The organism is Streptomyces sp. NPDC006733, assembly GCF_040636125.1.
Lineage (GTDB): Bacteria > Actinomycetota > Actinomycetes > Streptomycetales > Streptomycetaceae > Actinacidiphila.
The window spans coordinates 1-24096 of the sequence record NZ_JBEYJD010000079.1 but is presented as its reverse complement, the minus strand read 5'-3'; the positions used below and the strand labels follow the sequence as shown (position 1 = coordinate 24096).

Below are 24096 nucleotides of genomic sequence, written 5' to 3'. Positions count from 1 at the left end.
ATTCCGAAAACGCACACGAAAACAAAACGACAGCACGTCGCTCGTTCGAGTGGATGTTGTGATCGGAGTGGCTGCCTCGGGACCGACTCGCGTCGACGTTCACCGGCGGGCAACTCGGAGAACATTACCTACGACTCCGGCGGCTGTCAACCCCCGCCCTCGCACCACGCTCCCACTGCCACCGCGACCCACCTGGAGGAGGTCGGACGGCGTCAGTCCAGATCCTCGAGCCGCCCGCCGGCGTCCGGCTGGGCGACCTCCACGCGGCGCAGCAGCCGCTGGAGCACGTCGCCCAGGACCGCGCGTTCGTCCGTGGACAGGTCCTGGAGCAGATCGGCCTCGAAGGCGGCGGCCATGCGCATGGTCTCGAGCCACTTCCCGCGGCCCTCGTCCGTCAGCTCGACGATGACCCGCACTCGGTTGGACTCGTCGCGGTCCCGGGTGACCAGGCCCTCCGTGACCATGCGGTCGATGCGGTGGGTCATGGCGGCCGGGGTGAGGCCGAGGCGCTTGGCGAGGTCACCGGGCCCGAGGCGGTAGGGCTTGCCCACGACCACGAGCGCCTTGAGGACCTCCCACTCGGCGTTGCTGATGCCGAGGGCGGAGAGGTGTCGGCCGTAGCCGACGTTCATGCGGCGGTTGAGCCGGCCCAGGGCCGTGACGACCTTCTCGACCTGGGGGTCCACCTCGGGAAATTCGCGCTGGTACGCCGCGATCTGCTCGTCGAGGTCCAGCTCTTGCGGGGGACTCGCGGGGCCGTCTGCTGCTGGCATGCGCCGAGTATGGCACGTAACCGCTTGGCGCTAAAGCCCTTCTCTGTGTACTCTTTAGCTTCTAACTTTAACTCTGAAGTCTTCAGGACTCAACGACAACCTAGGTAGGTGAGTGTGACCACCGAGATGGGCGCGGCTCTGCGCCGGATCCAGCTGGGCAACGCGCTGAGCGCGTTCGGCAACGGCTTCACGGTCCCGTACCTGTTCATATACGTGGCACAGGTACGGGACCTCGGCGCGACGACGGCCGGGGTGGTGCTGGCCGCGTACGCCGTGGCCGCGCTCTGCGTGCTGCCGTTCACCGGCCGGGCCATCGACCAGCGGGGGCCGCTGCCCGTGGCCATGACCGGTGCCGTGCTCGCCGCCGTCGGCGCGATGGGGTTCGGGCTCGCCTCGACCGAGGTCACCGTGGTCGCGGCGTCCGCCGTCATGGGCGCCGGCGTCGCGATCATCTCGCCGTCGCTCGCCACGCTCATCGTGTGGTGCTCCACCACGAAGACCCGCTCACGGGCCTTCGCGACGCAGTTCTTCCTGGCCAACCTCGGTCTGGGCATCGGCGGCCTCATCGGCGGGCTGATGGTCGACACCGCGCGGCCCGGCAGCTTCACGCTGCTGTTCTCCATCGAGGCCGTGATGTTCCTGGTGCTCGGCGCGGTGGTCTGCACCGTGCGGCTGCCGCGGACGTCCCGGATCGAGTGCGCGCCCTCGGACAAGTCCGCGGGCGGGTGGCGGCTGCTGCTCAAGGACCGCTCCATGGTCCAGCTGTGCGTGCTCGGCGGCGTGATGTTCTTCGCCTGCTACGGACAGTTCGAGTCGGGCCTCGCGGCCTTCGCGACCGAGGTCACCCACGTCCAGCCCTCGACGCTCGGCATCGCCCTCGCGGCGAACACCGCCGTGATCGTCGCGGCGCAGTTCCTGGTGCTGAAGACGGTCGAGCGGCGGCGGCGCAGCCGGGTGATCGCGGCGGTCGGGCTGATCTGGGCGGTGGCCTGGGTCGCGGCCGGTGTCTCCGGTCTCATCCACGGCAGCCAGGCGGTGGCGACGGTGACGCTGATCTCCACGTACGCGCTGTTCGGCCTCGGTGAGGCGATGCTGTCGCCGACCATCGCTCCGCTCGTCGCCGATCTGGCGCCGCAGCGGATGATCGGCCAGTACAACTCGGCGTTCGCGCTTGTGAAGCAGCTCGCGCTCGCCATCGGGCCCGCGGTGGGCGGTGTGATGGCCGGCGCCGGGATGTGGGGCGCCTACATCGGGATGCTGATCGCGTTCTCGCTCGGCATCACCGTCCTCGCGCTCCGGATGGGCCGCGGGCTCACCCCCGCCCAGGACAACCCGCACGCGGTCGTCCCGGCGCCGCGCGAGCCGCTGGCGGCCGAGCGCCCGCCGGTGGCCGGCCGGCCGCTCGAAGCCTCCATCGGGGGCTGAGCAGCACCCCAGCTGCCCCGGCGCTCAGGCGCCACACCGCCACGCCGCCCCGCCGCTCAGGTGCGCGGGAGGGCGAACTCGCACCAGACGGCCTTGCCGCCGCCCGGCGTGCGGCGGGAGCCCCAGCTGGAGGCGATCGTGGCGATGATCGAGATGCCGCGGCCCGCCTCGTCGGCGGGCTCCGCCCGGCGGCGCCGCGGCAGGTGGTCGTCGCCGTCGGTGACCTCGATGATCAGCCGGCGGTCGGTGCGGCGCAGCCGCAGCCGCATCGGCGGGGTGCCGTGCTGCAGTGAGTTCGCGACGAGCTCGCTGGCGGCCAGAACGCCGAGGTCGCGCAGCTCCGCGGGGAACCGCCAGCTGGACAGGACGCCGGTGGCGAAGGCGCGGGCGCGCGGGGCCGCCTCGATGCCGCCGAGGAGGTCCAGCGAGGCGTTGCGGAAGAGCTCGGCGTCGGCCCCGGTGTGGTCCGGGTACTGCAGGACCAGGACGGCGACGTCGTCGTCGTGCTCGGAGGTGACGCCCAGGGCGCGCAGCAGCCGGTCGCAGATGACCTGCGGGGTGCCGGTCGCGCCGGCGAAGGCGCTCATCAGGGAGTCGATCCCGACATCGATGTCCTCGCCGCGCCGCTCGACCAGGCCGTCGGTGTAGAGCACCGCCATGGAGCCGGGGCCGAGCGGGATGGATCCGGAGCTGTGGACCCAGCCGCCGGTGCCCAGGGGCGGGCCGTTCGGCTCGTCGGTGCGGTGCACCCGGCCGTCGGGGTCGCGGACCAGGATCGGCAGATGGCCGGCGGTGGCGTACGACAGCCGGCCCTCGCTGGGGTCGTGGACGGCGTAGACGCAGGTGGCGATCTGGGTGGCGTCGATCTCGGAGGCGAGGCCGTCGAGCAGCTGGATGACCTCGTGCGGCGGGAGGTCGAGCCGGGCGTACGCGCGGACCGCGGTGCGGAGCTGGCCCATGACGGCCGCGGCGCGCACCCCGCGGCCCATCACGTCGCCGATGACGAGGGCGGTGCGGCCGGCGCCGAGGGTGATCACGTCGTACCAGTCGCCGCCGACGGCGGCGTCCGTGCCGCCCGGCTGGTACGTGGCGGCGACCCGCAGGTCGTCGGGTTGCTCCAGCTCCTGCGGGAGCAGGCTGCGCTGGAGCGTGACGGCGGTGGCGTGCAGCCGGCGTTCGCTCTCCCGGAGCCGCTCGGCCGCCTGGACCTGGTCCGTGACGTCGGCCGCGAAGACCAGGACGCCGCGCTCGGCCTCCGCCGCGGCCCGGTTGCCGTCGTGGTGCGCCCCGGTGCGGACCGGGGTGCAGGTGAAGGTGAAGTACCGGTCACGGTCCCGGTCGGGGAGCGTGACCTTGCGCGCCTTGACGGTGCGCGGGGTGCCGCTGCGGTGCACCTGGTCCATGAGCGGCAGCAGGCCGAGCTCGTCGAGCTCGGGGAGGCCTTCGCGGGCGGGTTCGCCCGCTCTGCGCGGACCGAAGACGTCGGCGTAGGCCTCGTTGACGTAGGCGATGCGGTGCGCGGCGCCGTACGTGATGGCGATGAGCGCCGGGACCTGGCTGAGGACGTCGTAGACCGAGAGCGCGTCGACGGCGCACGCCGGAGCTTCCGGGTGTTCGGCGCGGGCTGCGGGGACGGCTCCGCCGGCCGTCGGCGCGCCGGGTGCGGCGGGCGGAGCGTCGGGCGTGCGGCCGGCCGCCGCGCGGCGCTGCGTGCCGGGGAGCCGGGCGCTCCAGCGAGTGAGGTTCACCGGGTTCCACCTCGTGGTGTCGCGTGGGGCAGCCCGGACCGCCTGGCTCTGCGCGGGGGTACGGGGGGTCGCTCCCCGGGGGAATTCAGCAAACGTCCGATTCCTCGTGTTTGTCACTCTTTGCACGTGCTGGCGCACACATGGTCACACGCCCAGTGTGGCCGACCGCGGGCCCGGACGGAATCGCGTGGCTCAGGGCGCGTCCGGTTTGGGCAGCCCTCCCGCGGCCAGTTCGAACTCGGCGCGCGGGTGCTCCAGGGAGCCCAGGGAAACGATTTCCCTCTTGAACAGACCGGACAGTGTCCACTCCGCGAGCACCCGTGCCTTGCGGTTGAACGTGGGCACCCGGCTGAGGTGGTAGGCGCGGTGCATGAACCACGCGGGATACCCCTTGAGCTTGCGTCCGTAGACGTGGGCGACGCCCTTGTGCAGGCCCAGGGAGGCGACCGACCCGGCGTACTTGTGCCGGTACTCCTTCAGCGGCTCGCCGCGCAGCGACGCGAGGATGTTCTCGGCGAGCACCTTGGTCTGGCGGACGGCGTGCTGGGCGTTGGGGGCGCACTCCTTGCCGGGCTCCTCCGCCGTCAGGTCCGGAACGGCCGCGGCGTCGCCGGCCGCCCAGGCGTTCTCGACCCCGTCGACCATCAGCGTGGCGGTGCCCCTGAGCCGGCCGCGCTCGTTCAGCGGCAGGTCGCTGGCGGCGAGGATCGGGTGCGGCTTGACGCCCGCGGTCCAGACGACGGTGCGGGTGGGCAGGCGCGTGCCGTCGGAGAGGACCGCGACCCGCTTCTCGCACGACTCCAGCCGGGTGCCGAGCCGCAGGTCGATGTTGCGGGCGCGCAGCTCCCGGATGGCGTACTTGCCCATCTCCTCGCCGACCTCGGGGAGGATCTTCTCGGTGGCCTCGACCAGCACCCACTTCATGTCCTCGGGGCGCAGGTTGTGGTAGTACCGCGACGCGTAGCGGGCCATGTCCTCCAGCTCGGCGAGCGCCTCGACGCCCGCGTAGCCGCCGCCGACGAAGACGAAGGTGAGCGCGGCGTCCCGCACCTCGACGTCACGGGTGGAGGAGGCGATGTCGAGCTGCTCCAGGACGTGGTTGCGCAGGCCGATGGCCTCCTCCACGGTCTTGAAGCCGATCGCGAACTCCGCGAGGCCCGGGATGGGCAGTGTGCGCGAGACGGAACCCGGGGCGAGGACGAGGTGGTCGTACGGGATCTCGACCCCCGGTCCGTCCTCCTCCTCGGTGGCCAGGGTCGCCACGGTCGCCACGCGCTTGGCGTGGTCGATGTGCGTCGCCTCGCCCACCACCAGGCGGCATCCGCTGAGCACCCGCCGCAGCGGGACCACGACGTGCCGGGGCGAGATCGACCCGGCGGCCGCCTCGGGGAGGAAGGGCTGGTACGTCATATAGGGCTGGGGGTCGACGACGATCACTTCCGCCTCACCGCGCCTCAGCTTCCGCTGCAGACGCAGGGCGGTGTACATACCGACGTATCCTCCACCGATCACGAGAATGCGCGGGATGCTGCTGGCTCTTGCCTGGGCTGCCGACTCCGTCATTGCTCCATGACGCAATGGATGGCGGACGTTTGTCCACAGGGCGAACCGCAGTGATTCACTTGGTACACGGATCAGGCAGGTCAGGGATGTGTCGTTGACCGGGCAAAGCCTATGAAAGAAGAACACCCGGGCCCGCTACTCCGATCGGGGACGCGCCGGGCGGAACGGACCCCCTTCTTTCTTGACCTGGGCTCAACTATGTTCGTACTCCATCGGGGTTCGTTCGTCGTGCGCCGATGATCATTACGGGTGGGGAGTCTCCGGGGGGAGACGTCATAACCGGGGGATACACATATGCACATTCAGGACTCTCAATGGACGGTAGCGGCAGGCGCGGAGGGTAACGGCGGCAGCAGCCGCGCGACCCCGCTGCGGGTGGACGCCCAGCGCAATCTGGAACATGTGCTGAGGGCCGCGCGTGAGGTGTTCGGGGAGCTGGGCTACGGGGCGCCGATGGAGGACGTGGCACGCCGTGCGCGCGTCGGCGTCGGCACCGTGTACCGGCGGTTCCCGAGCAAGGACGTACTGGTGCGGCGGATCGCCGAGGAGGAGACCTCCCGGCTGACCGAGCAGGCGAAGACGGCCCTCGGACAGGAGAACGAGGCGTGGTCGGCGCTGGCGCGCTTCCTGCGCACGTCGGTGGCCTCGGGTGCCGGGCGGCTGCTGCCGCCGCAGGTCCTGCGGGTCAGGCCGGGGCTGTCGGAGGAGGCGGCGCGGGTTCCGCAGCAGCGGGCGCCGCTGAGCGTGGCGGCGGAGCCGGGCGAGCTGTCGATCGGCGGCCCGGGACCGGTGGCCGCGGCGGGTGCCGCGCTGCCGCTGTCCGACGTGCCGGACGACACGGCTCCGGTGCGCGACGCCGCCGCTGCCGAGGGCGGCGCGGAGTCGGACGACGCCGGGATCCCGGCGCTGCTGGAGGTCGTCGGCCAGCTCGTCGACCGGGCGCGGGCGGCGGGCGAGCTGCGGGGCGACATCTCGGTGGCCGACGTGCTGCTGGTGATAGCCACCCCGGCGCCCTCGCTGCCCGATCCCGTACAGCAGGCGGCGGCGTCGGCCCGGCTGCTCGACATCCTGCTGGACGGGCTGCGCTCGCGGCCGGCGGCCGTGGCCGCGGAGGCCGCCCCTGCTCCGTCCGCGCTCAGTTGGAGCGCCGCCCCGGCCGAATAGGCCGGGCGGCGAGGCCGATCGGCGGGGGGCCGGCGGAACCGGTGAGCGAAAGCTCCCCGGACGAGTGGTTCCCCGTCGCGGCATATTGCGGGATGCACCAGGTGTGACACCCTGGCGCGGTGGACGAGGCAAACGGCGAGTCGAGCGCTGCTGTGAGTGCGGGAGCGGACGGCGGACTGCCATCGCGCCGGGTTCCCGAACAGCGCGAACCGGAGTCCCAAGTACCGTTCTCCGACGCCGATCTGGTCGCCCGGGTCCGCGGCGGCGACGACAGCGCCTACGAGGAGTTGTACCGGCGGCACGCCGAATCGGTCCGCCGGTACGCCCGCAGCTGCTGCCGTGACGCGCACACCGCCGAGGACCTGACCGGCGAGGTCTTCGCGCGCACGCTCCAGGCGGTGCGCGGCGGCAGCGGGCCCGACTCGGCGGTGCGCGCCTACCTGTTGACGACGGTCCGGCGCGTCGCCGCGTCCTGGGGCAACACCGCCCGGCGGGAGCAACTCGTCGAGGACTTCGCGGTGTTCGCGGTGTCGGCGGCGGGCTCGTCCACGAACGAGGACACGCTGGACCTGGGCGCGGACGTCCGCGCCATGCACGACGCCGAGCAGTCGCTGGCCATCCGGGCCTTCCGCACGCTGCCGGAGCGGTGGCAGACGGTGCTGTGGCACACCGCCGTCGAGGAGGAGTCGCCGAGCGAGATCGCGCCGCTGCTCGGTCTGACGGCCAACGCGACGGCGGTGCTGGCGCATCGGGCCCGCGAGGGCCTGCGGCAGGCGTATCTGCAGGCGCACGTCAGCTCGACGCTCACCACCGGCAGCAGTTGCTCCCGCTACGCCGACCGGCTCGGGGCGCACGCCCGCGGCGGCCTGCGGATGCGCGCGGACCGGGAGTTGAGCAAGCACCTCAAGGAGTGCGAACGGTGCCGGGCGGCGGCGCTGGAGCTGGCCGACGTCAACTCGGCGCTCAAGGGCCTGCTGCCGGTCGCGGTCATCGGCTGGTTCGCCGCCGCGTACGCGGCGAAGGTGGCCGGCATCGTGGCGGGTGTCGGAGTGGCGAGCGCCGCCGGAGGCGCGGCGGCGGCCGCGACGGGTGCCGCCTCGGGCGGCGCCGCGTCCAGTGGCGGCGCGGGGGCCGGAGCGGCTGCGGCCGAGGGTCTCGGCGTGCCCGCGAAGGCCGGGATCGTGGCGGCCGTGGTGGTCGCGGCGGCCGGGATCGCGTTCGCCGCGATGAACACCGGCCATGACGCGCCCGCGCCGAAGCCGCGGGCCAAGCCGCCGGTGGCGGCGCCCGTCACCTCGTCGCCGCCCGCGCCGCCGAGCCCGAAACCGAAGCCGAAGCCGAGCCCCGAACCGCCGAAGGCGGCGTCCGAGCCGCCGGCGCCGAAGCCGAAGACCGAACCCGCCGCCGCCGTCACGCCACCGCCGCCCGTGGTGACGCCCTCCCCCACGCCCACACCGGCCCCGAAGCCCTCGCCCACCCCGACGGCCGAGCCGGCCCCGACGCCCACGCCGACCCCGTCACCCGCGCCCGCGGTCTTCCAGGTCAACCAGCTGGGGTGGAGCGGCGGCGGTGACAACACGGAGCCGACGGTGCGGTTCGGGCGGAGCAGCTGGATCTGGAAGCGCTGGGGCCTGAGCGTCGGCGGTGAGCGGTACCCGTACGGCATCACCGTCGGCTCGCCGTCGTCGGTGCTCATCGACCTCAACCGCGGCTGCACCACGTACGACGCGCTGGCCGGGGTCGACGACCTGACGATGGGGCTCGGCGCGGTCCGCTTCTCCGTCTACGGGGACAGCGGCCGGCTGTGGCGCTCGCAGGTGGTGCACGGCGGCGACCCGGCGGTGCCGGTGAACGTCGACATCACGGGGCAGCGCACGATCCGGCTGGTCGTGGAGTCCGCCGAGCACTTCTCGTTCGTGAACGTGGCGGACTGGGCGCGGTCCAGGATCAGCTGCACGTAGGGCCCGGAGGGTTCTCGGGGCCCTACGGCTCAGTGCGCGTGGCCGGTCGGCGGGACCTCGCAGGCCCCGTCGGCGCACGCGCCGCCGTCCTGGTCGGTCTCGATCACCGTTCCGGTCTCCTTGGCGACCTGCTCCAGGGCACGGAGGAACGTCGACGTCTCCTGGCCGCCCTGCACCATCCACTTGCCCTCGAAGACGAAGGTCGGGACGGCCGTGATGCCGAGCTGCCGGGCCTGGTCGATCTCCCCCGCCACCTCGTCGGCGAGGTCGTCCCCCGCGAGGAACGCGGCGACCGGCTCGCGGTCCAGGCCGACCGCGACGGCGGCGTCCGCGAGGCGGTCGCGGTCGCCGATGTCCAGGCCCTCGGCGAAGTGGGCTTCCAGCAGCCTGCCCTTGAGGCGGGCCTGCGCGGCGTGGCCCCAGGTGTCGAGCACGAAGCGCAGCAGGCGGTGGGCGAGCAGCGAGTTGTTCTCGACGACGGTGTCGAAGTCGAAGGTCAGGCCTTCGGCCGCGCCGAGCTGCGTGATCCGCTCGTCCATGGCGAGGGCCTGCGGCCCGTACTTGGCCGCCAGCACCTCGCGGTGCGGCCGCGGAGCCTCGGAAGCGGTCGGGTCGAGCTGGAACGGCCGGTAGACCACCTCGACGGACCCGGCCCCCGGGAAGGCGGCGAGGGCGCGCTCGAAGCGCGCCTTGCCGACGTGGCACCACGGGCAGGCGATGTCGCTGTAGATCTCGACCTTCACGGAGACTCCCCAATTGCTTGAATGATCAATATTCAACAACGGGGACGGATCCGGAGCTATTCCCCGACCGGGGCCGGCGCGGCCGCCGCTTCGAGCACCGCCGCCGCGGCCCCCAGGTCCAGCCCGGCACCGTCCGCGCACGCGGCCTCGTACCCGGCGTCCCCCAGCGCGGCCCGCGCGCGCCCCTCCGCCGCGCGGAAGCTCGCCGTCTCCGGCACCGTGCGCGGCAGCAGCGACCCGCGCACCGCCGAGGAGGCACCGTGCAGCCGGGCTGCGGTGCGCGGCTCGCCCAGCGCGACGAGGAGCTCGGCGGCGAACTCCAGCAGGCCCGCGACCATCGACTCCGTGCAGCGCGACTCCACGCCCAGCCGGACCGCACCAGCGGTCCGGGCCAGCGCCTCCCGCGGATCGCCCTCCGCAGCCGCGATCCGGGCGAAGAGGCCGGCGAGCACCACCCCGAAGACCGGCGGCGGGGTGCCCTGGCTCGCCTGGTCGCGGGCGAGCGCGCACAGCTCGCGGGCCCGCTCCACGTCACCGCGGCGCAGCGCCAGCTGGGCGGACAGCGCGCGGACGTAGTTCCTGGCGTCCATCACCCCGAACCGCTCCGCGCCCTCCTCGGCCCGGCGGCAGAGCCTCTCGGCCTCCTCGTCGTCACCCGATCGGATGGCGAGCTCCGCCATCCTTCCGACGAGGAACGGCCCCTCCGCGATGGCGCCCAGCTCCTCGCCGAGCCGCAGCGCCGCCTCGAAGTCCGCGCGGGCGGCCGCGTACTCGCCCCACATGACCTCCATCTCGGCGCGCGCTCCGTGCACCTGCGCGAGCATCCAGCGGTCACCGACGCGGGTGCTGAGCGCCGCCAGCTCGTCCCAGTCGTCGGTGGCGCGGGTCAGCCCGCCGGGCTGGTCGATGGTGACGTGTGTGCGGAACATCAGCGCGGCCGCGAGCGCCCAGTCGTCGCCGTGCGCACGGCAGTTGCGGACCACCGCCTCCGTGAGGTCGCGGATCGCCGTGTGGCCGCCGCCGACGTAGGTCGCGATCGGCCACAGCAGGCCGGGGAAGCGGGCCGAGGCCCGCTTCGTGTCCTGGTACGTCGCGGCGATCAGCGCGGCCGTCCGCTGCACCGGAGGGGTGCTCAGGAACTCCTCCGACGCATGGTCCGTGCTCACGAAGAACAGCAGCAGCCGGGCGTCCATCCGCGGCCAGAAGGACGGTCCGTCGGACGCGCCGGGTTCACTCATTCCGGTGACCCGCGTCAGCCAGCCCGCCCCCTCCTCCCGGTAGTTGCGCAGCCACCAGAACCAGCCCATGTCCAGGGCCAGCGGCAGCGCGTCCGCCTCGTCTCCGGCCGTGATCGCGCGTTGCAGCGCCGCGCGGATGTTGTCCAGTTCGGCCTCCACCCGGCGCAGCCAGACCAGTTGCCGGGCGGTGCGCAGCTGCGGGTCGGCGGTCCGTACGAGGCTCCGCACCCAGCGGGTGTGGCGGCGGGCGGCCGCCGCCAGCTCCTGCGGCCGCTCCCGGGCCCTTTCCGCCGCGTACTCGTGGATCGTCTCCAGGAAGCGGTAGCGGACGCCGTCCTCGGCGGGGGCGGCCCCCGGGCCGTCCGCGCCCGAGGCCTCGCCCGGCTGGGTCGCCACCACCAGGGACTTGTCGACGAGCTGCCCGATCAGCTCGATGACGTCGTCCCCGCCGACCACCTCCTCGGCGGCGGCCAGCGTCCAGCCGCCCGCGAACACGCTCAGGCTGCGCAGCGCCGCGTGCTCGTCCTCCGACAGCAGGTCCCAGCTCCAGTCCACGACCGCGCGCAGTGTCTGCTGGCGGGGCAGGAGCGTGCGGCTGCCGCTGGTGAGCAGGCGGAACCGGTTGTCGAGGCGGTCGGCGATCTGCCGCGGGGAGAGCATGCGCAGCCGGGCCGCGGCGAGTTCGATCGCCAGCGGCAGACCGTCCAGCCGGCGGCAGATCTCGTCGACGGCCGCCGTGTCCCGCTCCACGTCGAACCCCGGGCGGACGGCCGCGGCCCGCTCGGCGAACAGCCGGTGCGCGGTCGTCGGCGGCAGCGGCTCCACCGGGCGCACCGTCTCGCCGGGCACGCCCAGCGGCTCCCTGCTCGTCGCCAGCACCGTGACGCCGGGGCAGGCGCCGAGGAGTTCGGCCGCCAACTCGGCGGCGGCGCCGATCACATGCTCGCAGTTGTCCAGGACGAGCAGCAGCCGGCGGTGGGCGCAGTGCTCCAGCAGGCGCGCGGTCGCGTCGCCCGCGTCGGTTCCCGCGCCGCCGCCCGAACCCTTGATGCCCTCGCGGGCCACGCCGAAGATCGTCGTGTCCCGGCGGCCGAGGGCGCTCAGGACCGCCTGCGGCACCGCTTCGGGGTGGTCGAGCGGGGCCAGCTCCGCGATCCAGACCCCGTCCGGGTACCCGGGACCGGCCAGCGCCCCGCCCGCCTCCTCGGAGAGCCGCGTCTTGCCGGAACCGCCGGGTCCGGTGAGCGTCACGAGCCGCGACCGCGCCACGTCGGCGCGGATCTCGCGGAGTTCGCTCTCGCGGCCGACGAAGCTGGTGAGCCGCGGGCGCAGGTTGCCCTGCGGGGCTGCGGGAGCGGGGGCCGGTGCCGCCCTGGGTCCGGGTGGCTCCTCGGTGCTGAGCAGTTGGGCGTGGAGTGCGCGCAGCTCCGGGCCCGGGTCCGCGCCCAGCCGGTCCGCGAGCGTCCTGCGGGCCCGCTCGTACGCCACGAGCGCGTCCGCGGAGCGGTGCGCGGCGCGCAGCGCGCGGATCAGCTGCACGTGGAACGGCTCGTCCAGCGGGTGGTCCGCGACCAGCTCCCGCAGCTGCGGGAGCGTCTCGGCCGCGCGTCCGCAGGCGAGGTCCGCGTCGATCCTGCGGTGCAGCACCGTGAGCCGCAGCGCCTCCGGGCGGGCCGCCGCCGACCTGCGGTCCGGCAGGTCCGCGTACGCCGGTCCGCGCCACAGCGCGAGCGCTTCGCGCAGGATGCGGGCGGCGCTCTCCGGGTCCCCCGCGTCGAGGGCGGCGGCGCCGTCCGCCGCGCACCGCTCGAAGACGTGCAGGTCCACGTCGTCGGGGCCGGTCAGGAGGCGGTAGCCGCCGGGGCCGGACGTGACGACGTCCTTGCCGAGGGCGCGCCGCAGCCGGGAGACGAGCGCTTGCAGCGCGCCGCTCGCGTCGTGCGGGAGGTCGGCGTCGGACCCCCACACCTCGCCGATCAGGACGTCGGCGGAGACGGGCCGGTCGGCGTGCAGTGCCAGGGCGGCGAGCAGCGCTCGCAGCCGGCTCCCACCGAGAGGAACGGGGACGCCGGAGGAATCGCGCGCTTCGGTGGTGCCGAGGATCAGGTACCGCACGGGAACCATTCTGCCGGGTGGGCGGGCGCGGCTGCCTCGGCCTTTCGGGGCGCGGGTCCGCTCCCGGCCGGTGGGGGCCGCGGTGCGCGGGCTCTCCGGGGTGCGGAGAGCCCGCCGCGGGGCGGCCCCACCGGCCGCCGTCTACCGGCGCCGCTTCGGGCCCTTCGGGCCCTCGTCCTCGTCGTCGTGGGAGCCCAGGAGTTCGTCCGCCAGGGTGGGGAGGTCGTCCAGGGGGGTCTCCTCGGCCCAGTCGGAGCGGCGGCGGGCCGGCGGGGCCGCGTCGGGGTTGACGGCGGGCAGTTCGCGGGTGCGCTCGTTGTCCGGGGTCTCCGGGCGGAAGAAGGACGGCGGCACGCGGTCGACCGGGCTGCTGTCCCGGTCGGCGGCCTCCTGGCGCACCGGCGGCAGGACCGCGGTCTCGTCAGCGGCGGGAGGCGGGGTCGCTGCCGGGGCCTGGGCCCGGGTCGCCGGCTTCCGCGCGGCCGTGGGCGGGACCGACGACAGGACCGCCGTCTCGTCCGCGGCCGAGGCCGCCGGCTTCTTCGCCGCCGCGGGCGGGACCGCGGGCAGGACGGCTGTCTCGTCGGCAGCGGAAACCGGAGCGGCAGGCTTCTTCGCCGCCGTCGGCGGGACCGCGGGCAGCACCGCCGTCTCGTCGGCGGCCGAAACCGGAGCGGCCGGCTTCTTCGCCGCGGGGGCCGGGGCCGGGACCGACGGCAGGACCGCCGTCTCGTCCGCGGCGGAGGCGGCCGGAGTCGGGGCCGGGGAGGCCGGAGCCGGGTCCTTGGGGACCGTCGGCATCACGGTGGTTTCCGCGTCCGGGGTCTGCGCGGCCGGCTTCGGGGTCTCCACGGTCTGCGTCGTGCTGGCGGCGGCCGCAGCCGCGGCTGCGGCGGCTGCCGCGGCGGCCGCGCGGGCCTGCTCGGCGCGGCGCAGCGCGTCTTCCGCCTTGCGCTGCTTCTCCAGGCGGCGGGCCTCCGCCTCGGCGCGGAGGCGGGCCTCCTCCTCAGCCTGGCGGCGCAGCCGGTCCTGCTCGGCGGCGTGGGCGGCGGCCTCGGCGGCGAGCCGGAGCCGTTCCTCCTCGGCGCGGCGCGCGGCTTCCTCCTCGCGGAGGCGAGCCGCCTCGGCCTCCCGCTCGGCGGCCTCACGGCGGGCGGCCTCCTCGGCCTCCCGCCGGCGCTCGGCCTCCTCCTCGCGGAGGCGGGCGAGCTGCGCCTGGCGTTCCGCTTCGAGGCGGGCCTCCTCGGCGATCCGGGCGGCCTCCTCCTCGGCGCGCAGGCGGGCGGCCTCCTCGGCCTGGCGGCGGGCCTCCTCGCGGGCCTCGATCTCCTGCTGGGAGAGCGGCAGCGCCTGGTCGAGACGGTGCCGCACGACGGTGGTGACCGCCTCCGGCTCCTGCGCCGCGTCGATGACGAGGTAGCGGGAGGGGTCGGCGGCGGCCAGGGTCAGGAAGCCCGCGCGGACCCGCTGGTGGAACTCGGCGGGCTCCGACTCGAGCCGGTCGGGGGCCTCGGTGAAGCGCTCGCGGGCGGCCTCGGGCGAGACGTCCAGGAGCACCGTCAGGTTCGGGACGAGTCCGGCGGTGGCCCAGCGCGAGATGCGGGCGATCTCCGTCGGGGCCAGGTCGCGGCCGGCGCCCTGGTAGGCGACGGACGAGTCGATGTAGCGGTCGGAGATGACCACGGCGCCGCGCTCCAGGGCGGGACGCACGACGGAGTCGACGTGCTCCGCGCGGTCGGCCGCGTACAGCAGCGCCTCGGCGCGGTGGGACAGTCCGGCGGACGAGACGTCCAGCAGGATCGAGCGCAGCCGCTTGCCGACGGCGGTCGCACCCGGCTCGCGGGTGACGACGACCTCGTGGCCCTTGGCGCGGATCCACTCGGAGAGCGCCTCCACCTGGGTGGACTTCCCGGCGCCGTCGCCGCCCTCTATGGCGATGAAGAAGCCGGTCGGGTGCGGAGCGGCGGCGGGCTCGCCGCCGCGCAGGGCCTCGCGCAGGTCGCGGCGGAGCGGTACGCCCTGGCGGTCGTCGGTCTTGCCCAGGACGAGCGCGGCGACCGGCAGCAGGAGGGCGCCGATCAGCATCAGCGTGTACGCCGCGCCGCCGTGCTGGAAGGTGAAGTGGCCGTTGGCGAGGCGGTGCGGGCCGATGAGGCCGGCGAGCACCGGGGCGCCGATCGCGGCGACGGAGACCGCGACGCGGACGACGGCGTGCAGGTGGTCGGTGGTGCGCGCGCGGCGCTGCTCCTCGGCCTCCTGCTCGATCAGCAGGTGGCCGGTGTTGGCGGTGACGCCCGCGGCCGTGCCGGCGAGGCCCGCCAGCAGCAGCACGGTGGTCTGGTCCGGGACCAGGCCGGTGAGCAGCAGCGCGAGGCCGGTGACGGCGATGGCGATGGCGAGCAGCCGGCGGCGCGACAGGGCCGGCAGGACGCTCGGGCCGACCCGGATGCCGAGGACGGTGCCGGCCGTCAGCGCCAGCACGAGGAGGCCGAAGCCGACCGGGCCGAAGCCGAGGTCGAGCGCGTGCAGCACCGCCAGGGCGACGGCGGCGGCGATCGAGCCGGCCACGCCGGCGGTGGCCAGGACGAGGAGCGGGAGGGCGCCCGTACGGCCGCGCTCCGAGCCGTCCGGGCCCTTCGGCAGCCGCAGACCCTCGAGCGGGGAGTGCGGGCGGACCGTCGTGGTGTCCGGCAGTTCGAGGAAGTACAGGACGGCGATGGAGGCGGAGAACAGCCCGGCGGCGACGTAGGAGGAGAGCGCGACCTGGTGCAGGTCGAACCACTTCACCCCGAGCGCGAGCAGGCTGTTCAGCAGGGTCACGACCAGGAGCGCCGCCGCGGCGAGCGGCAGGGCGACGAAGCCGGTGCGCAGGTCCAGCCGGCGCAGCGTCGCGAGGTGGTCGGGGGCGGGCCGCACGGCCGTGTCACCGGGGGTGGGCACCGGGAGCAGGCCGGGGGCGGCGCCGTCCTTGGCGACCGTCCAGAGGCGTTCGGCGATGCCGGTCACGAAGGCGGTGACGAGCAGCCAGACGACGGCGGAGGACGGGACCCAGGTGATCCACAGCGGGGCGACGATGAACAGCGCCAACCGTGCCCCGTCCGCGCCGATCATGGTCCAGCGGCGGTCCAGGGCGCCGGCGGTCGCGGTGAGCGCCGTCAGCGGGCCGAGCAGCACGGCGCCGAAGATCAGGGTGGAGACCAGCCGGGCCCCGAGCACGGCGGCGACGGTGAGGGACGCACCCCGGTACCCACCGCCGAACGACCCGTCGAGCACGGCTGCCTGCACCGTGAGCCAGATCAGCACGAGCATGCCGAGCCGGTCGGCGATGCCGCCCGTGAGCTGGGCACTCCACAGTTTCCGCAGTTGCGGGATCTTCAGCAGGGCACCCACCGCCCGCTCGCGCGAGTCCGCCGCGAGGTCTCCGGCGAAAGCGTCGGTCACGTCCCTTGGCCGCTCGATTCGCGTCATTCGGACAGCCTATCCGGAGCACGGAAATCCATGACCCCCCGCCCGAACAAACAGGCGGAGGGTCAGGGATGCGTCCGGGAATCGACGGATTACTCGGCGGTCTGCGCCGCCGCTGTCTTCTTCGCCGGGGCCTTCTTGGCCGTCGTCTTCTTCGCCGCCGTCTTCTTTGCGGCCGTGGCGGTGGTGGCCTTCTTCGCCGCGGCCTTCTTGGCGGGAGCCTTCTTGGCCGGGGCCTTCTTCGCCGTCTTCTTCTTCGCCGGACCCTTGGCCCGCTTGTCGGCGAGCAGCTCGTAGCCGCGCTCCGGCGTGATGGTCTCGACGTCGTCGTCGGTCCGCAGGGTCGCGTTCGTCTCGCCGTCGGTGACGTACGGGCCGAAGCGACCGTCCTTGACGACGACCGGGCGCTCGCTGACCGGGTCGGTGCCCAGTTCCTTGAGCGGCGGCTTGGCGGCGGCGCGGCCACGCTGCTTGGGCTGCGCGTAGATCGCCAGTGCCTCGTCGAGGGTGATGTCGAAGAGCTGGTCCTCGGTCTCCAGGGAGCGCGAGTCCGTGCCCTTCTTCAGGTACGGGCCGTAGCGGCCGTTCTGCGCGGTGATCTCGACGCCCTCGGCGTCCGTGCCGACGACGCGCGGCAGCGACATCAGCTTGAGGGCGTCGGCCAGCGTCACCGTGTCGAGCTGCATGGACTTGAAGAGCGACGCGGTCCGCGGCTTGACCGCGTTCTTGCCGGTCTTCGGGGTGTCCTCGGGCAGCACCTCGGTGACGTAGGGGCCGTAGCGGCCGTCACGGGCGATGATCGGGCGGCCGGTCTCCGGGTCGTTGCCCAGCTCGAAGTCGCCGCTCGGCTTGGCGAACAGCTCCTCGGCGTACGCGACGGACAGCTCGTCCGGCGGCAGCTCCTCGTGGACGTCGGCGCGCTGGTGGTTCTCCTCGCCCTTCTCGCCCCGCTCGATGTACGGGCCGTAGCGGCCGACCCGCAGCACGATGCCGTCACCGATGGGGAAGGACGAGATCTCGCGGGCGTCGATCGCGCCGAGGTCCTCGACGAGCTCCTTGAGGCCGCCGAGGTGGTCGCCGTCGCCGTTGCCGGCGTCCGCGGCCGAGCCCTTGGCCGCCGAGTCGGTGCCGCCGAAGTAGAAGTGCCGCAGCCACGGCACGGCCTGGGCCTCACCGCGGGCGATGCGGTCCAGGTCCTCCTCCATGGAGGCGGTGAAGTCGTAGTCGACGAGCCGGCCGAAGTGCTTCTCCAGCAGGTTGACCACGGCGAAGGAGAGGAAGGACGGCACCAGGGCCGTGCCCTTCTTGAAGACGTAGCCGCGGTCCAGGATCGTGCCGATGATCGACGCGTACGTCGACGGGCGGCCGATCTCGCGCTCTTCGAGCTCCTTGATCAGCGAGGCCTCGGTGTAGCGGGCCGGCGGCTTGGTGGCGTGGCCGTCGACGGTCAGCTCCTCCGCCGTCAGGCCGTCACCCTCGCTGACCTGCGGCAGCCGGCGCTCGCGGTCGTCCAGCTCGGCGTTCGGGTCGTCCGCGCCCTCGACGTAGGCCTTCATGAAGCCGTGGAACGTGATGATCTTGCCGGAGGCGGAGAACTCCGCCGCGCGGCCGTCGCTCGACGTGCCGCCGATCTTGACGGTGACGGAGTTGCCGACCGCATCCTTCATCTGGGACGCGACCGTACGCATCCAGATCAGCTCGTAGAGCCGGAACTGGTCGCCGGTCAGACCGGTCTCCGCGGGGGTGCGGAAGCGGTCGCCGGAGGGGCGGATCGCCTCGTGCGCCTCCTGCGCGTTCTTCACCTTGCCGGTGTAGACGCGCGGCTTCTCCGGGAGGTACTCGGCTCCGTAGAGCTGCGTGACCTGCGCGCGGGCGGCCTTGATCGCGGTCTCCGACAGCGTCGTGGAGTCCGTACGCATATAGGTGATGAAGCCGTTCTCGTACAGCTTCTGCGCCACCTGCATCGTCGCCTTGGCACCGAAGCCCAGCTTGCGCGAGGCCTCCTGCTGCAGGGTCGTCGTGCGGAAGGGGGCGTACGGGGAGCGGCGGTACGGCTTGGACTCGACGCTGCGGACGGCGAAGGCGCTGTCGGCGAGCGAGGCGGCCAGCGCGCGGGCGTTGGCCTCGTCCAGGTGCAGGACGGTCGCGTTGTCCTTGAGCTGCCCGGTCGACGCGTCGAAGTCGCGGCCCTGGGCGATACGGCGGCCGTCGACGCTGGTCAGACGGGCGGAGACGGTCGACGGGTCGGAGGCGTCACCCGTGCGGCCGGTGGCGAAGGTGCCGCTGAGGTCCCAGTACTCGGCGGTGCGGAAGGCGATGCGCTCGCGCTCCCGCTCGACGACGAGGCGGGTGGCGACGGACTGGACACGGCCGGCCGACAGGCGCGGCATGACCTTCTTCCACAGGACCGGCGAGACCTCGTAGCCGTAGAGGCGGTCGAGGATGCGGCGGGTCTCCTGCGCGTCGACCAGCGGCTTGTTCAGCTCGCGCGGGCTCGCGACCGCCGCCTGGATGGCTTCCTTGGTGATCTCGTGGAAGACCATCCGGCGGACCGGGACCTTGGGCTTGAGGACTTCCTGCAGGTGCCAGGCGATGGCCTCGCCCTCGCGGTCCTCATCGGTGGCGAGGAAGAGTTCGTCGGAATCCTTGAGCAGGTCCTTGAGCTTCTTGACCTGCGCCTTCTTGTCGGCGTTGACGACGTAGATCGGCTCGAAGTCGCTGTCGACGTTGACGCCGAGGCGCGCCCACGGCTGGCCCTTGAACTCCGCCGGCACTTCGGCGGCCCCGTTGGGGAGGTCGCGGATGTGCCCGACGCTGGCCTCGACCACGTAGCCCGGGCCGAGGTAGCTCTTGATCGTCTTCGCCTTGGCAGGCGACTCGACGATGACGAGTCGGCGGCCGCTCTTTGCGGTCTCGCGGGTCGGGGACAACTTCGCTCTTCTCTCCGGGTCGAAGGGGGTTCGCTGCGGAGTGTGACCGTACATCCCGGTCCCATGTCAAACGCGAAAAGTCCGCAACGCCACTCGAACGGTAACCCGACAACCGTCATTCCTGCCGCACGGCCCGACCGCTCTGTCCGTTTCCAGGCCGCGTGACATGCGCTTATACCTGTACGAGACACCAGACGCCGGCGAGCAGCGAGGCCGCCCCGAAAAGAACGGTCAGAACCGCCCCCGCCGGGCTGCCGCCGCCGGTCACCGGCGCCCGTCCCGCCGTGCGCGCCCCCGCCCAGACCAGGAGCGCCGCCCCGAACAGGGCGAAGACCATTCCGGCGAACAGCGCGGGTGTGCTCTCCATGCCCGTCCCTTTCCCCACGACCTTGATCACCGCTGTATTACGGCTCGCGCCGGAGACTCGCACCCCGGTACGGCGTTCGGGCGAACCCCGGGTGAATGGCGGGCGGCGGGCGAGCGCTGCATCACATCGAGCGTGGCTCGTTTGCGACTCCCGCGCTCGAAGATCCGCAGCAGGACGACGGCCGGCGCCCTATACCCGGCGGCCACCACCAGCTCCGCCCCGACACCGGGCAGCGCGGAGCGCCGGGCTCCGCCCGCGGCGAGTGCGCGGGCGGCGCGGGTCAGCGGCAGCAGGTCGCCGGCCGTCCGCACCCAGCCGGGCAGCGTCCCGCGCGGCACGTTCGCGCCGGGGGCAGGAACAGGACGGCGCCGGGCGTGCCGCGGCGGCGCTCGTTGGCGACGGCCATGGTGCCGCCGTGGACGCAGGCGTTCGAAGGGCCGTCCAGCAGGGCACGGAGCGGGCGCGTCCGGTCGTCGGTCGCCAGGACGTGCCGGGCGCGGCCGACCCGGGTGCGGTACGGCCTGGACGGCTGCCGGCCAGGCTGCGCCAGGTGCCGACTGCGGAACGCGTCCCGCAGCGGACTCATGGCGATGCGCGTGCGGCCGAGCGACGTCTCGTCGAGTTCTCCGCGGATCGCCCCCGCATTCTGCCCCGGGCGGGACGAGCACTCGGGCGAACTGGAAAGATGTGCGGCGTCGACCGACATCCGATGTGTCCGACGCCCGACATTTCTCAGCAGGGGGAGCCACCCGCCATGTCCGACCAGAACCCGTACGGCCAGCCGCAGGACCCGCAGCAGCAGCCGGGCGCGGCATACGGCTACCCGCAGTACGGCCAGCCGCAGCAGCCCCCGCAGAACCCTTACGGCCAGCCGGCCGGCGGCCAGCCCGGCTACGGCTACCCGCAGCAGCCCGGCATGCAGCCGGGTTACGCGCAGCCCGGCGCGTACACCGGCGACCCGGCCGCCCCGTACGGCTACGACCCCTACGGCCGTCCGTACTCCGACAAGTCGAAGGTCACGGCGGGGCTGCTCTCGCTGTTCCTCGGCGGCTTCGGCGTGGGCCGGTTCTACACCGGCCACATCGGCATGGCGCTGGGCCAGCTCTTCACCCTCGGCGGCTGCGGCATCTGGTCGCTGATCGACGGCATCATCCTGCTGACCGGCAACAACAACACCGACGCACAGGGTCGCGTCCTGCGTGGCTGAAACCCGTCCGCGGCCGACCGCCGGCCGGGTGCGGCGCCTCGTCACGCACCCGGCCTCGGTTCCGCTCGCGCTCCTCGCGGGCGCCGGGTACCTGTGGACCACCAACCCGCACGAGCCGGGGCACCTGTTGCCGCGCTGCCCCTTCAACTGGGCGACGGGGCTGCTCTGTCCCGGGTGCGGCGCGACGCGCATGCTCTACGACCTGATGCACGGCGATTTGCCCGGCGCTTTCCACGACAACGCCGCCCTGTTCCTCATCGTCCCGATGGGCCTGTACCTCTACGGGCGCTGGCTGGTGGAGGGGTTGCGCGGACGGGCGTACCGGCCGGTCATCCCCAACCGGTACCAGGCGGTCCTCATCGGCGGCGCGTTGCTCTGGGGTGTCCTGCGGAACATCAATTAGCGGGCATCTGATCACAATTCCATGAAGTCGGCTCTCATGATGTGACTCCCGGTAGGCGTTGCTGTCAGGATCAGGCCACGCATCGGGGGGCGGAGCACCTCCGCACGTCCCAGGTGCCTCGTCCCCTACGCAAGGAGCCATCCATGGCCACGCCCACGCCCGACGCCCCGTTCGGCTACGACCCCCAGGGCCGTCCGCTGTCGGACAAGTCCAAGATCACCGCGGGCCTGCTGCAGCTCTTCCTCGGCACCCTCGGCATCGGGCGCTTCTACACGGGCCACACGGGCATGGCGCTCGGCCAGCTCTTCACCCTCGGTGGCTGCGGCATCTGGTCGTTCATCGACGCCATCATCTTCTTCACCAGCAAGGACCGCACCGACTCCAACGGTCGTGTGCTGCAGGGCTAGTCCCCGCTGATCGTCCGGCCTCGGCCCGCTCCCGTTCTCCGCGCGGGAGCGGGCCGAGGTGCGTCCGGGCGTCCGTGTGCCGAGGACCGGGTCCGGACGTCCGGTCGGTTCTCGACCCGGGGCCGTCAGTCCTCGATCGGGTCCAGGAAGCCCTGCTCGACGAGGAGCCGGATCGCCTCCGGCGTACGGTCGCGCAGTATCACCGGGTCCTCCCCCAGCAACTGCGCGATGGCGTCGAGGATCCGGCCGGCCGGCAGCGTCCCGTCGCACACGCCCGCGAAGCCCGCGCCGACCGTGTCGACCTTGGTGGCGCGCCGCATCCCGCGGTTGGCGCGCAACACCACATGCTCCGGGTCCTCGGCCCCCGGCAGGCCCACCTGCTCCTGCACCACCTCGTCGGCGAGCCGGAAGCGCGCCTCCAACAGGGCGGCGTCGTCGTGCGCGCGCAGGAAGTCCTGGCGGCCGAACCAGTCCTTGATGTGCGCGCCGAGCGGCTGCTCGACCGGGTGCGGCCATTCTTCGGCGGTGATCGCCGGCCGGTCGGAGCCCGACTTGCGCAGGGTGATCCAGCCGAAGCCGATCCCCCTGACCTTGCGCTGCTCGAACTCGTCGAGCCAGGCGTCGTAGCGGGCGGCGTACCGCTCGGGGTCGTCGCGGTGGTCGCCGCCGTCGCGCAGCCACAACTCGGCGTACTGGGTGATGTCCTGGACCTCGCGCTGCACGATCCAGGCGTCGCACCCGCGCGGCACCCAGCCGGCCAGCCGCTCCCGCCAGTCCTCACCGTCGGTGTGCTGCCAGTTGGCGAGGAGCTGGCAGTAGCCGCCGTCGTTGAGGTGCGCGGCCGACTGCTGGACGAGGGTGCGGCAGAGGTCGTCGCCGCGCATCCCGCCGTCGCGGTACGTGAAGCGGCCCGCCGGGGAGATGACGAACGGCGGGTTGGAGACGATCAGGTCGTAGCGGTCCTCGCCGACCGGGTCGAAGAGGCTGCCCTGCCGCAGGTCGGCCTCGGGCGCGCCGGAGAGCGCGAGGGTGAGGCGCGTGAAGTGCAGGGCGCGCGCGTTCACGTCCGTGGCGGTGACGCGGGTGGCGTGCCGGGAGGCGTGCAGCGCCTGGACACCCGATCCGGTGCCGAGGTCGAGGGCGGAGCCCGCCGGGTCGCGGACGGTGAGCCCCGCGAGCGTCGTGGAGGCCCCTCCGACGCCCAGCACCAGCTCCGCCCGGTCCACGCCGGGCGCGGTGCCGATGCCGCCGGCGCCGCCGACGGCGCAGCCGAGGTCCGAGACGATCCACCAGTCCTCGCCGCCGTCCCCAGCGTACGGGCGGACGTCCACGGTGGCGCGCAGCTCGTCGCCGTCCCGGACCAGCCAGCCGTCGGCGAGGCACACGTCGACGGGCAGGGCGGCGCGCAGCCGCTCGTGGGCCACCGGCCGCTGCAGCAGGAAGAGCCGCACCAGCGACTCCAGGGGGCTGTCGCCGCGCGTGGCGCGCAGCGCGGGCACGGTCTCGGCCCGGGACAGGGCCGCGTACGCGGTGGCGCCGAGCAGGTCGAGGCAGCCGTCGGCGGTGAAGGCGGCGGCTCGCAGGGCGTCACGCAGCTGTTCCGCGTGGTCCGGGGCGGGGAGGGGCGGGGCGCTGGAGAGGGGCGGGGTACTCACGCTCCCATTGTCGCGGAACGAGCGCGGCCCGGCGCCCCTCGGAGGGATGCCGGGCCGTGTCGGATCGTCGGACCGGGTGGGACGGGTGGGACGGGTCCTCGGATCGGGTGACGCCGATCGGTCAGGCCACGCCGATCGATCAGGCCACGCGGGTCGTCAGGCCACGCGGGTCGTCAGGTCGCGGACGGTGAGGCCGGCGCCTTGCAGCCGGCCTGGTTGGCCATCGCCTTGCCGACCTCGCCCTGGCGCAGGGTGTTGAGGGCCGACTCGGCGGTCTTGTTGGCCGCGTCCGCCTCCGCCGAGGCGGCCGTGAGGCCGTCGGCGAACTTGCCCTGGTCGGTGGTGTCGAGCCCGTCCACCTTGGTCTTCACCGAGGCGTAGGCGGCCGACGCCTTGTTGAGGTCGGCGACGGTGTTCTTCTGCTGCGTCGCGCCGTCGTCGACCGGCGGCGCCCCGGCCTTGCTCACGATGTCCGCGAGCGCCTTGTACGCCTCGGAGATCTGCTGGAAGGCCGCGGAGTCCGCCGCCTTCACATCCGCCGGCTTGCCGTTCTTGTCGACCTTCGTGATGGCCGTGTTCGCGTCGTTGATCTGCTTGGTCTGTGCCGAGGCCTGGTCGCAGACGGTCTTCGCCCAGGCGTCCAGCTTGTCGTTCGAGTCGTCGCTGCCGCATCCCGTCAATGCCAGGAGCAGAGCGGCACCGGACAGCGCGCCCACGAGCTTCTTCTTCACCGGTTGTGTCCCTTCCATGGCTCTACGGCCCCGGAACTTACACGCCGAACGGGTGTCGACCACGAGTCCGAAGGAAGATTCATCCGCTAATCAAGCCATTTGCACCAAGGAAAGGGCGGTGCGGGCGCCCCGCGCGCACGGCGGCGGGCTTCGGTGTACTTGGCCATGAGATACGCGTCGAACTCTTCCGGGGTGTAGAAG

17 protein-coding genes are annotated in these 24096 nt (G+C 73.4%); 6 read left to right on the top strand and 11 right to left on the bottom strand.

Going from position 1 to position 24096, the window contains the following annotated elements; translation table 11 throughout:
• Positions 1 to 212: 212 nt before the first annotated feature.
• Positions 213 to 773 (bottom strand): MarR family transcriptional regulator, encoded by a 561-nt coding sequence (locus tag ABZ721_RS38625; RefSeq protein WP_358793506.1) that lies wholly within the window; start codon positions 771 to 773, stop codon positions 213 to 215.
• A 114-nt stretch (positions 774 to 887) separates the two neighbouring features.
• Between ABZ721_RS38625 and ABZ721_RS38620 the strand changes: the two genes are divergently transcribed.
• Complete coding sequence (locus ABZ721_RS38620) at positions 888 to 2198, top strand: MFS transporter (RefSeq protein ID WP_358793508.1); 1311 nt, start codon at positions 888 to 890, stop codon at positions 2196 to 2198.
• Between the two features lie 56 nt (positions 2199 to 2254).
• Here ABZ721_RS38620 and ABZ721_RS38615 read toward each other — a convergent pair whose 3' ends face one another.
• Both ABZ721_RS38615 and ABZ721_RS38610 read right to left on the bottom strand, forming a co-directional pair.
• Positions 2255 to 3946 (bottom strand): SpoIIE family protein phosphatase, encoded by a 1692-nt coding sequence (locus ABZ721_RS38615; RefSeq protein WP_358793505.1) that lies wholly within the window; start codon positions 3944 to 3946, stop codon positions 2255 to 2257.
• Positions 3947 to 4138: 192 nt separating this feature from the next.
• Positions 4139 to 5509: an NAD(P)/FAD-dependent oxidoreductase gene (locus ABZ721_RS38610; protein ID WP_358793504.1), complete on the bottom strand. Its 1371-nt coding sequence runs from the start codon at positions 5507 to 5509 to the stop codon at positions 4139 to 4141.
• Between the two features lie 294 nt (positions 5510 to 5803).
• On the opposite strand from ABZ721_RS38610, the gene ABZ721_RS38605 reads away from it, so the two are divergent.
• Together ABZ721_RS38605 and ABZ721_RS38600 are read left to right on the top strand one after the other, a co-directional pair.
• Positions 5804 to 6673 (top strand): helix-turn-helix domain-containing protein, encoded by an 870-nt coding sequence (locus ABZ721_RS38605; RefSeq protein ID WP_358793503.1) that lies wholly within the window; start codon positions 5804 to 5806, stop codon positions 6671 to 6673.
• A 176-nt stretch (positions 6674 to 6849) separates the two neighbouring features.
• Positions 6850 to 8634 carry a sigma-70 family RNA polymerase sigma factor gene (locus tag ABZ721_RS38600; RefSeq protein ID WP_358793507.1) on the top strand — a complete coding sequence of 595 codons (1785 nt, stop codon included), beginning with the start codon at positions 6850 to 6852 and terminating at the stop codon, positions 8632 to 8634.
• A 29-nt stretch (positions 8635 to 8663) separates the two neighbouring features.
• Here the strand turns inward: ABZ721_RS38600 and ABZ721_RS38595 are convergent, their stop codons facing one another.
• The 6 genes from ABZ721_RS38595 to ABZ721_RS38570 all read right to left on the bottom strand — a co-directional run bounded on the left by ABZ721_RS38595 (position 8664) and on the right by ABZ721_RS38570 (position 19830).
• The gene (locus ABZ721_RS38595) at positions 8664 to 9377 is read right to left on the bottom strand and encodes a DsbA family oxidoreductase (protein WP_358793502.1); all 714 of its coding nucleotides are present in this window, start codon (positions 9375 to 9377) and stop codon (positions 8664 to 8666) included.
• A 56-nt stretch (positions 9378 to 9433) separates the two neighbouring features.
• A complete protein-coding gene (locus ABZ721_RS38590) occupies positions 9434 to 12730 on the bottom strand; it encodes a BTAD domain-containing putative transcriptional regulator (RefSeq protein ID WP_358793501.1) in 3297 nt (1098 codons plus the stop codon).
• Between the two features lie 141 nt (positions 12731 to 12871).
• Positions 12872 to 16198, bottom strand: a complete 3327-nt coding sequence (gene tmk, locus ABZ721_RS38585; RefSeq protein WP_358793500.1) for a dTMP kinase — start codon at positions 16196 to 16198, stop codon at positions 12872 to 12874.
• An 89-nt stretch (positions 16199 to 16287) separates the two neighbouring features.
• Positions 16288 to 19125, bottom strand: a complete 2838-nt coding sequence (gene topA / locus ABZ721_RS38580; protein ID WP_358793499.1) for a type I DNA topoisomerase — start codon at positions 19123 to 19125, stop codon at positions 16288 to 16290.
• 172 nt (positions 19126 to 19297) lie between these two features.
• On the bottom strand, positions 19298 to 19492 hold the full coding sequence (locus tag ABZ721_RS38575) for a hypothetical protein (RefSeq protein WP_358793498.1): 195 nt from the start codon (positions 19490 to 19492) through the stop codon (positions 19298 to 19300).
• 26 nt (positions 19493 to 19518) lie between these two features.
• Positions 19519 to 19830: a hypothetical protein gene (locus tag ABZ721_RS38570; RefSeq protein WP_358793497.1), complete on the bottom strand. Its 312-nt coding sequence runs from the start codon at positions 19828 to 19830 to the stop codon at positions 19519 to 19521.
• Positions 19831 to 20246: 416 nt separating this feature from the next.
• On the opposite strand from ABZ721_RS38570, the gene ABZ721_RS38565 reads away from it, so the two are divergent.
• The 3 genes from ABZ721_RS38565 (at position 20247) to ABZ721_RS38555 (ending at position 21509) form a co-directional block, all read left to right on the top strand.
• Positions 20247 to 20699 (top strand): TM2 domain-containing protein, encoded by a 453-nt coding sequence (locus ABZ721_RS38565; RefSeq protein ID WP_358793496.1) that lies wholly within the window; start codon positions 20247 to 20249, stop codon positions 20697 to 20699.
• Entirely contained in the window at positions 20692 to 21102 is a 411-nt protein-coding gene (locus ABZ721_RS38560; RefSeq protein ID WP_358793495.1) for a DUF2752 domain-containing protein, read from the top strand. Before ABZ721_RS38565 ends, ABZ721_RS38560 begins: the two co-directional genes overlap by 8 nt.
• Positions 21103 to 21245: 143 nt before the next feature.
• Positions 21246 to 21509 (top strand): TM2 domain-containing protein, encoded by a 264-nt coding sequence (locus ABZ721_RS38555; RefSeq protein ID WP_138357097.1) that lies wholly within the window; start codon positions 21246 to 21248, stop codon positions 21507 to 21509.
• Between the two features lie 125 nt (positions 21510 to 21634).
• Here the strand turns inward: ABZ721_RS38555 and ABZ721_RS38550 are convergent, their stop codons facing one another.
• Positions 21635 to 23164: a methyltransferase gene (locus ABZ721_RS38550; RefSeq protein WP_358793494.1), complete on the bottom strand. Its 1530-nt coding sequence runs from the start codon at positions 23162 to 23164 to the stop codon at positions 21635 to 21637.
• A gap of 173 nt (positions 23165 to 23337) precedes the next feature.
• The gene (locus tag ABZ721_RS38545; protein ID WP_358793493.1) at positions 23338 to 23913 is read right to left on the bottom strand and encodes a small secreted protein; all 576 of its coding nucleotides are present in this window, start codon (positions 23911 to 23913) and stop codon (positions 23338 to 23340) included.
• Positions 23914 to 24096: the final 183 nt, after the last annotated feature.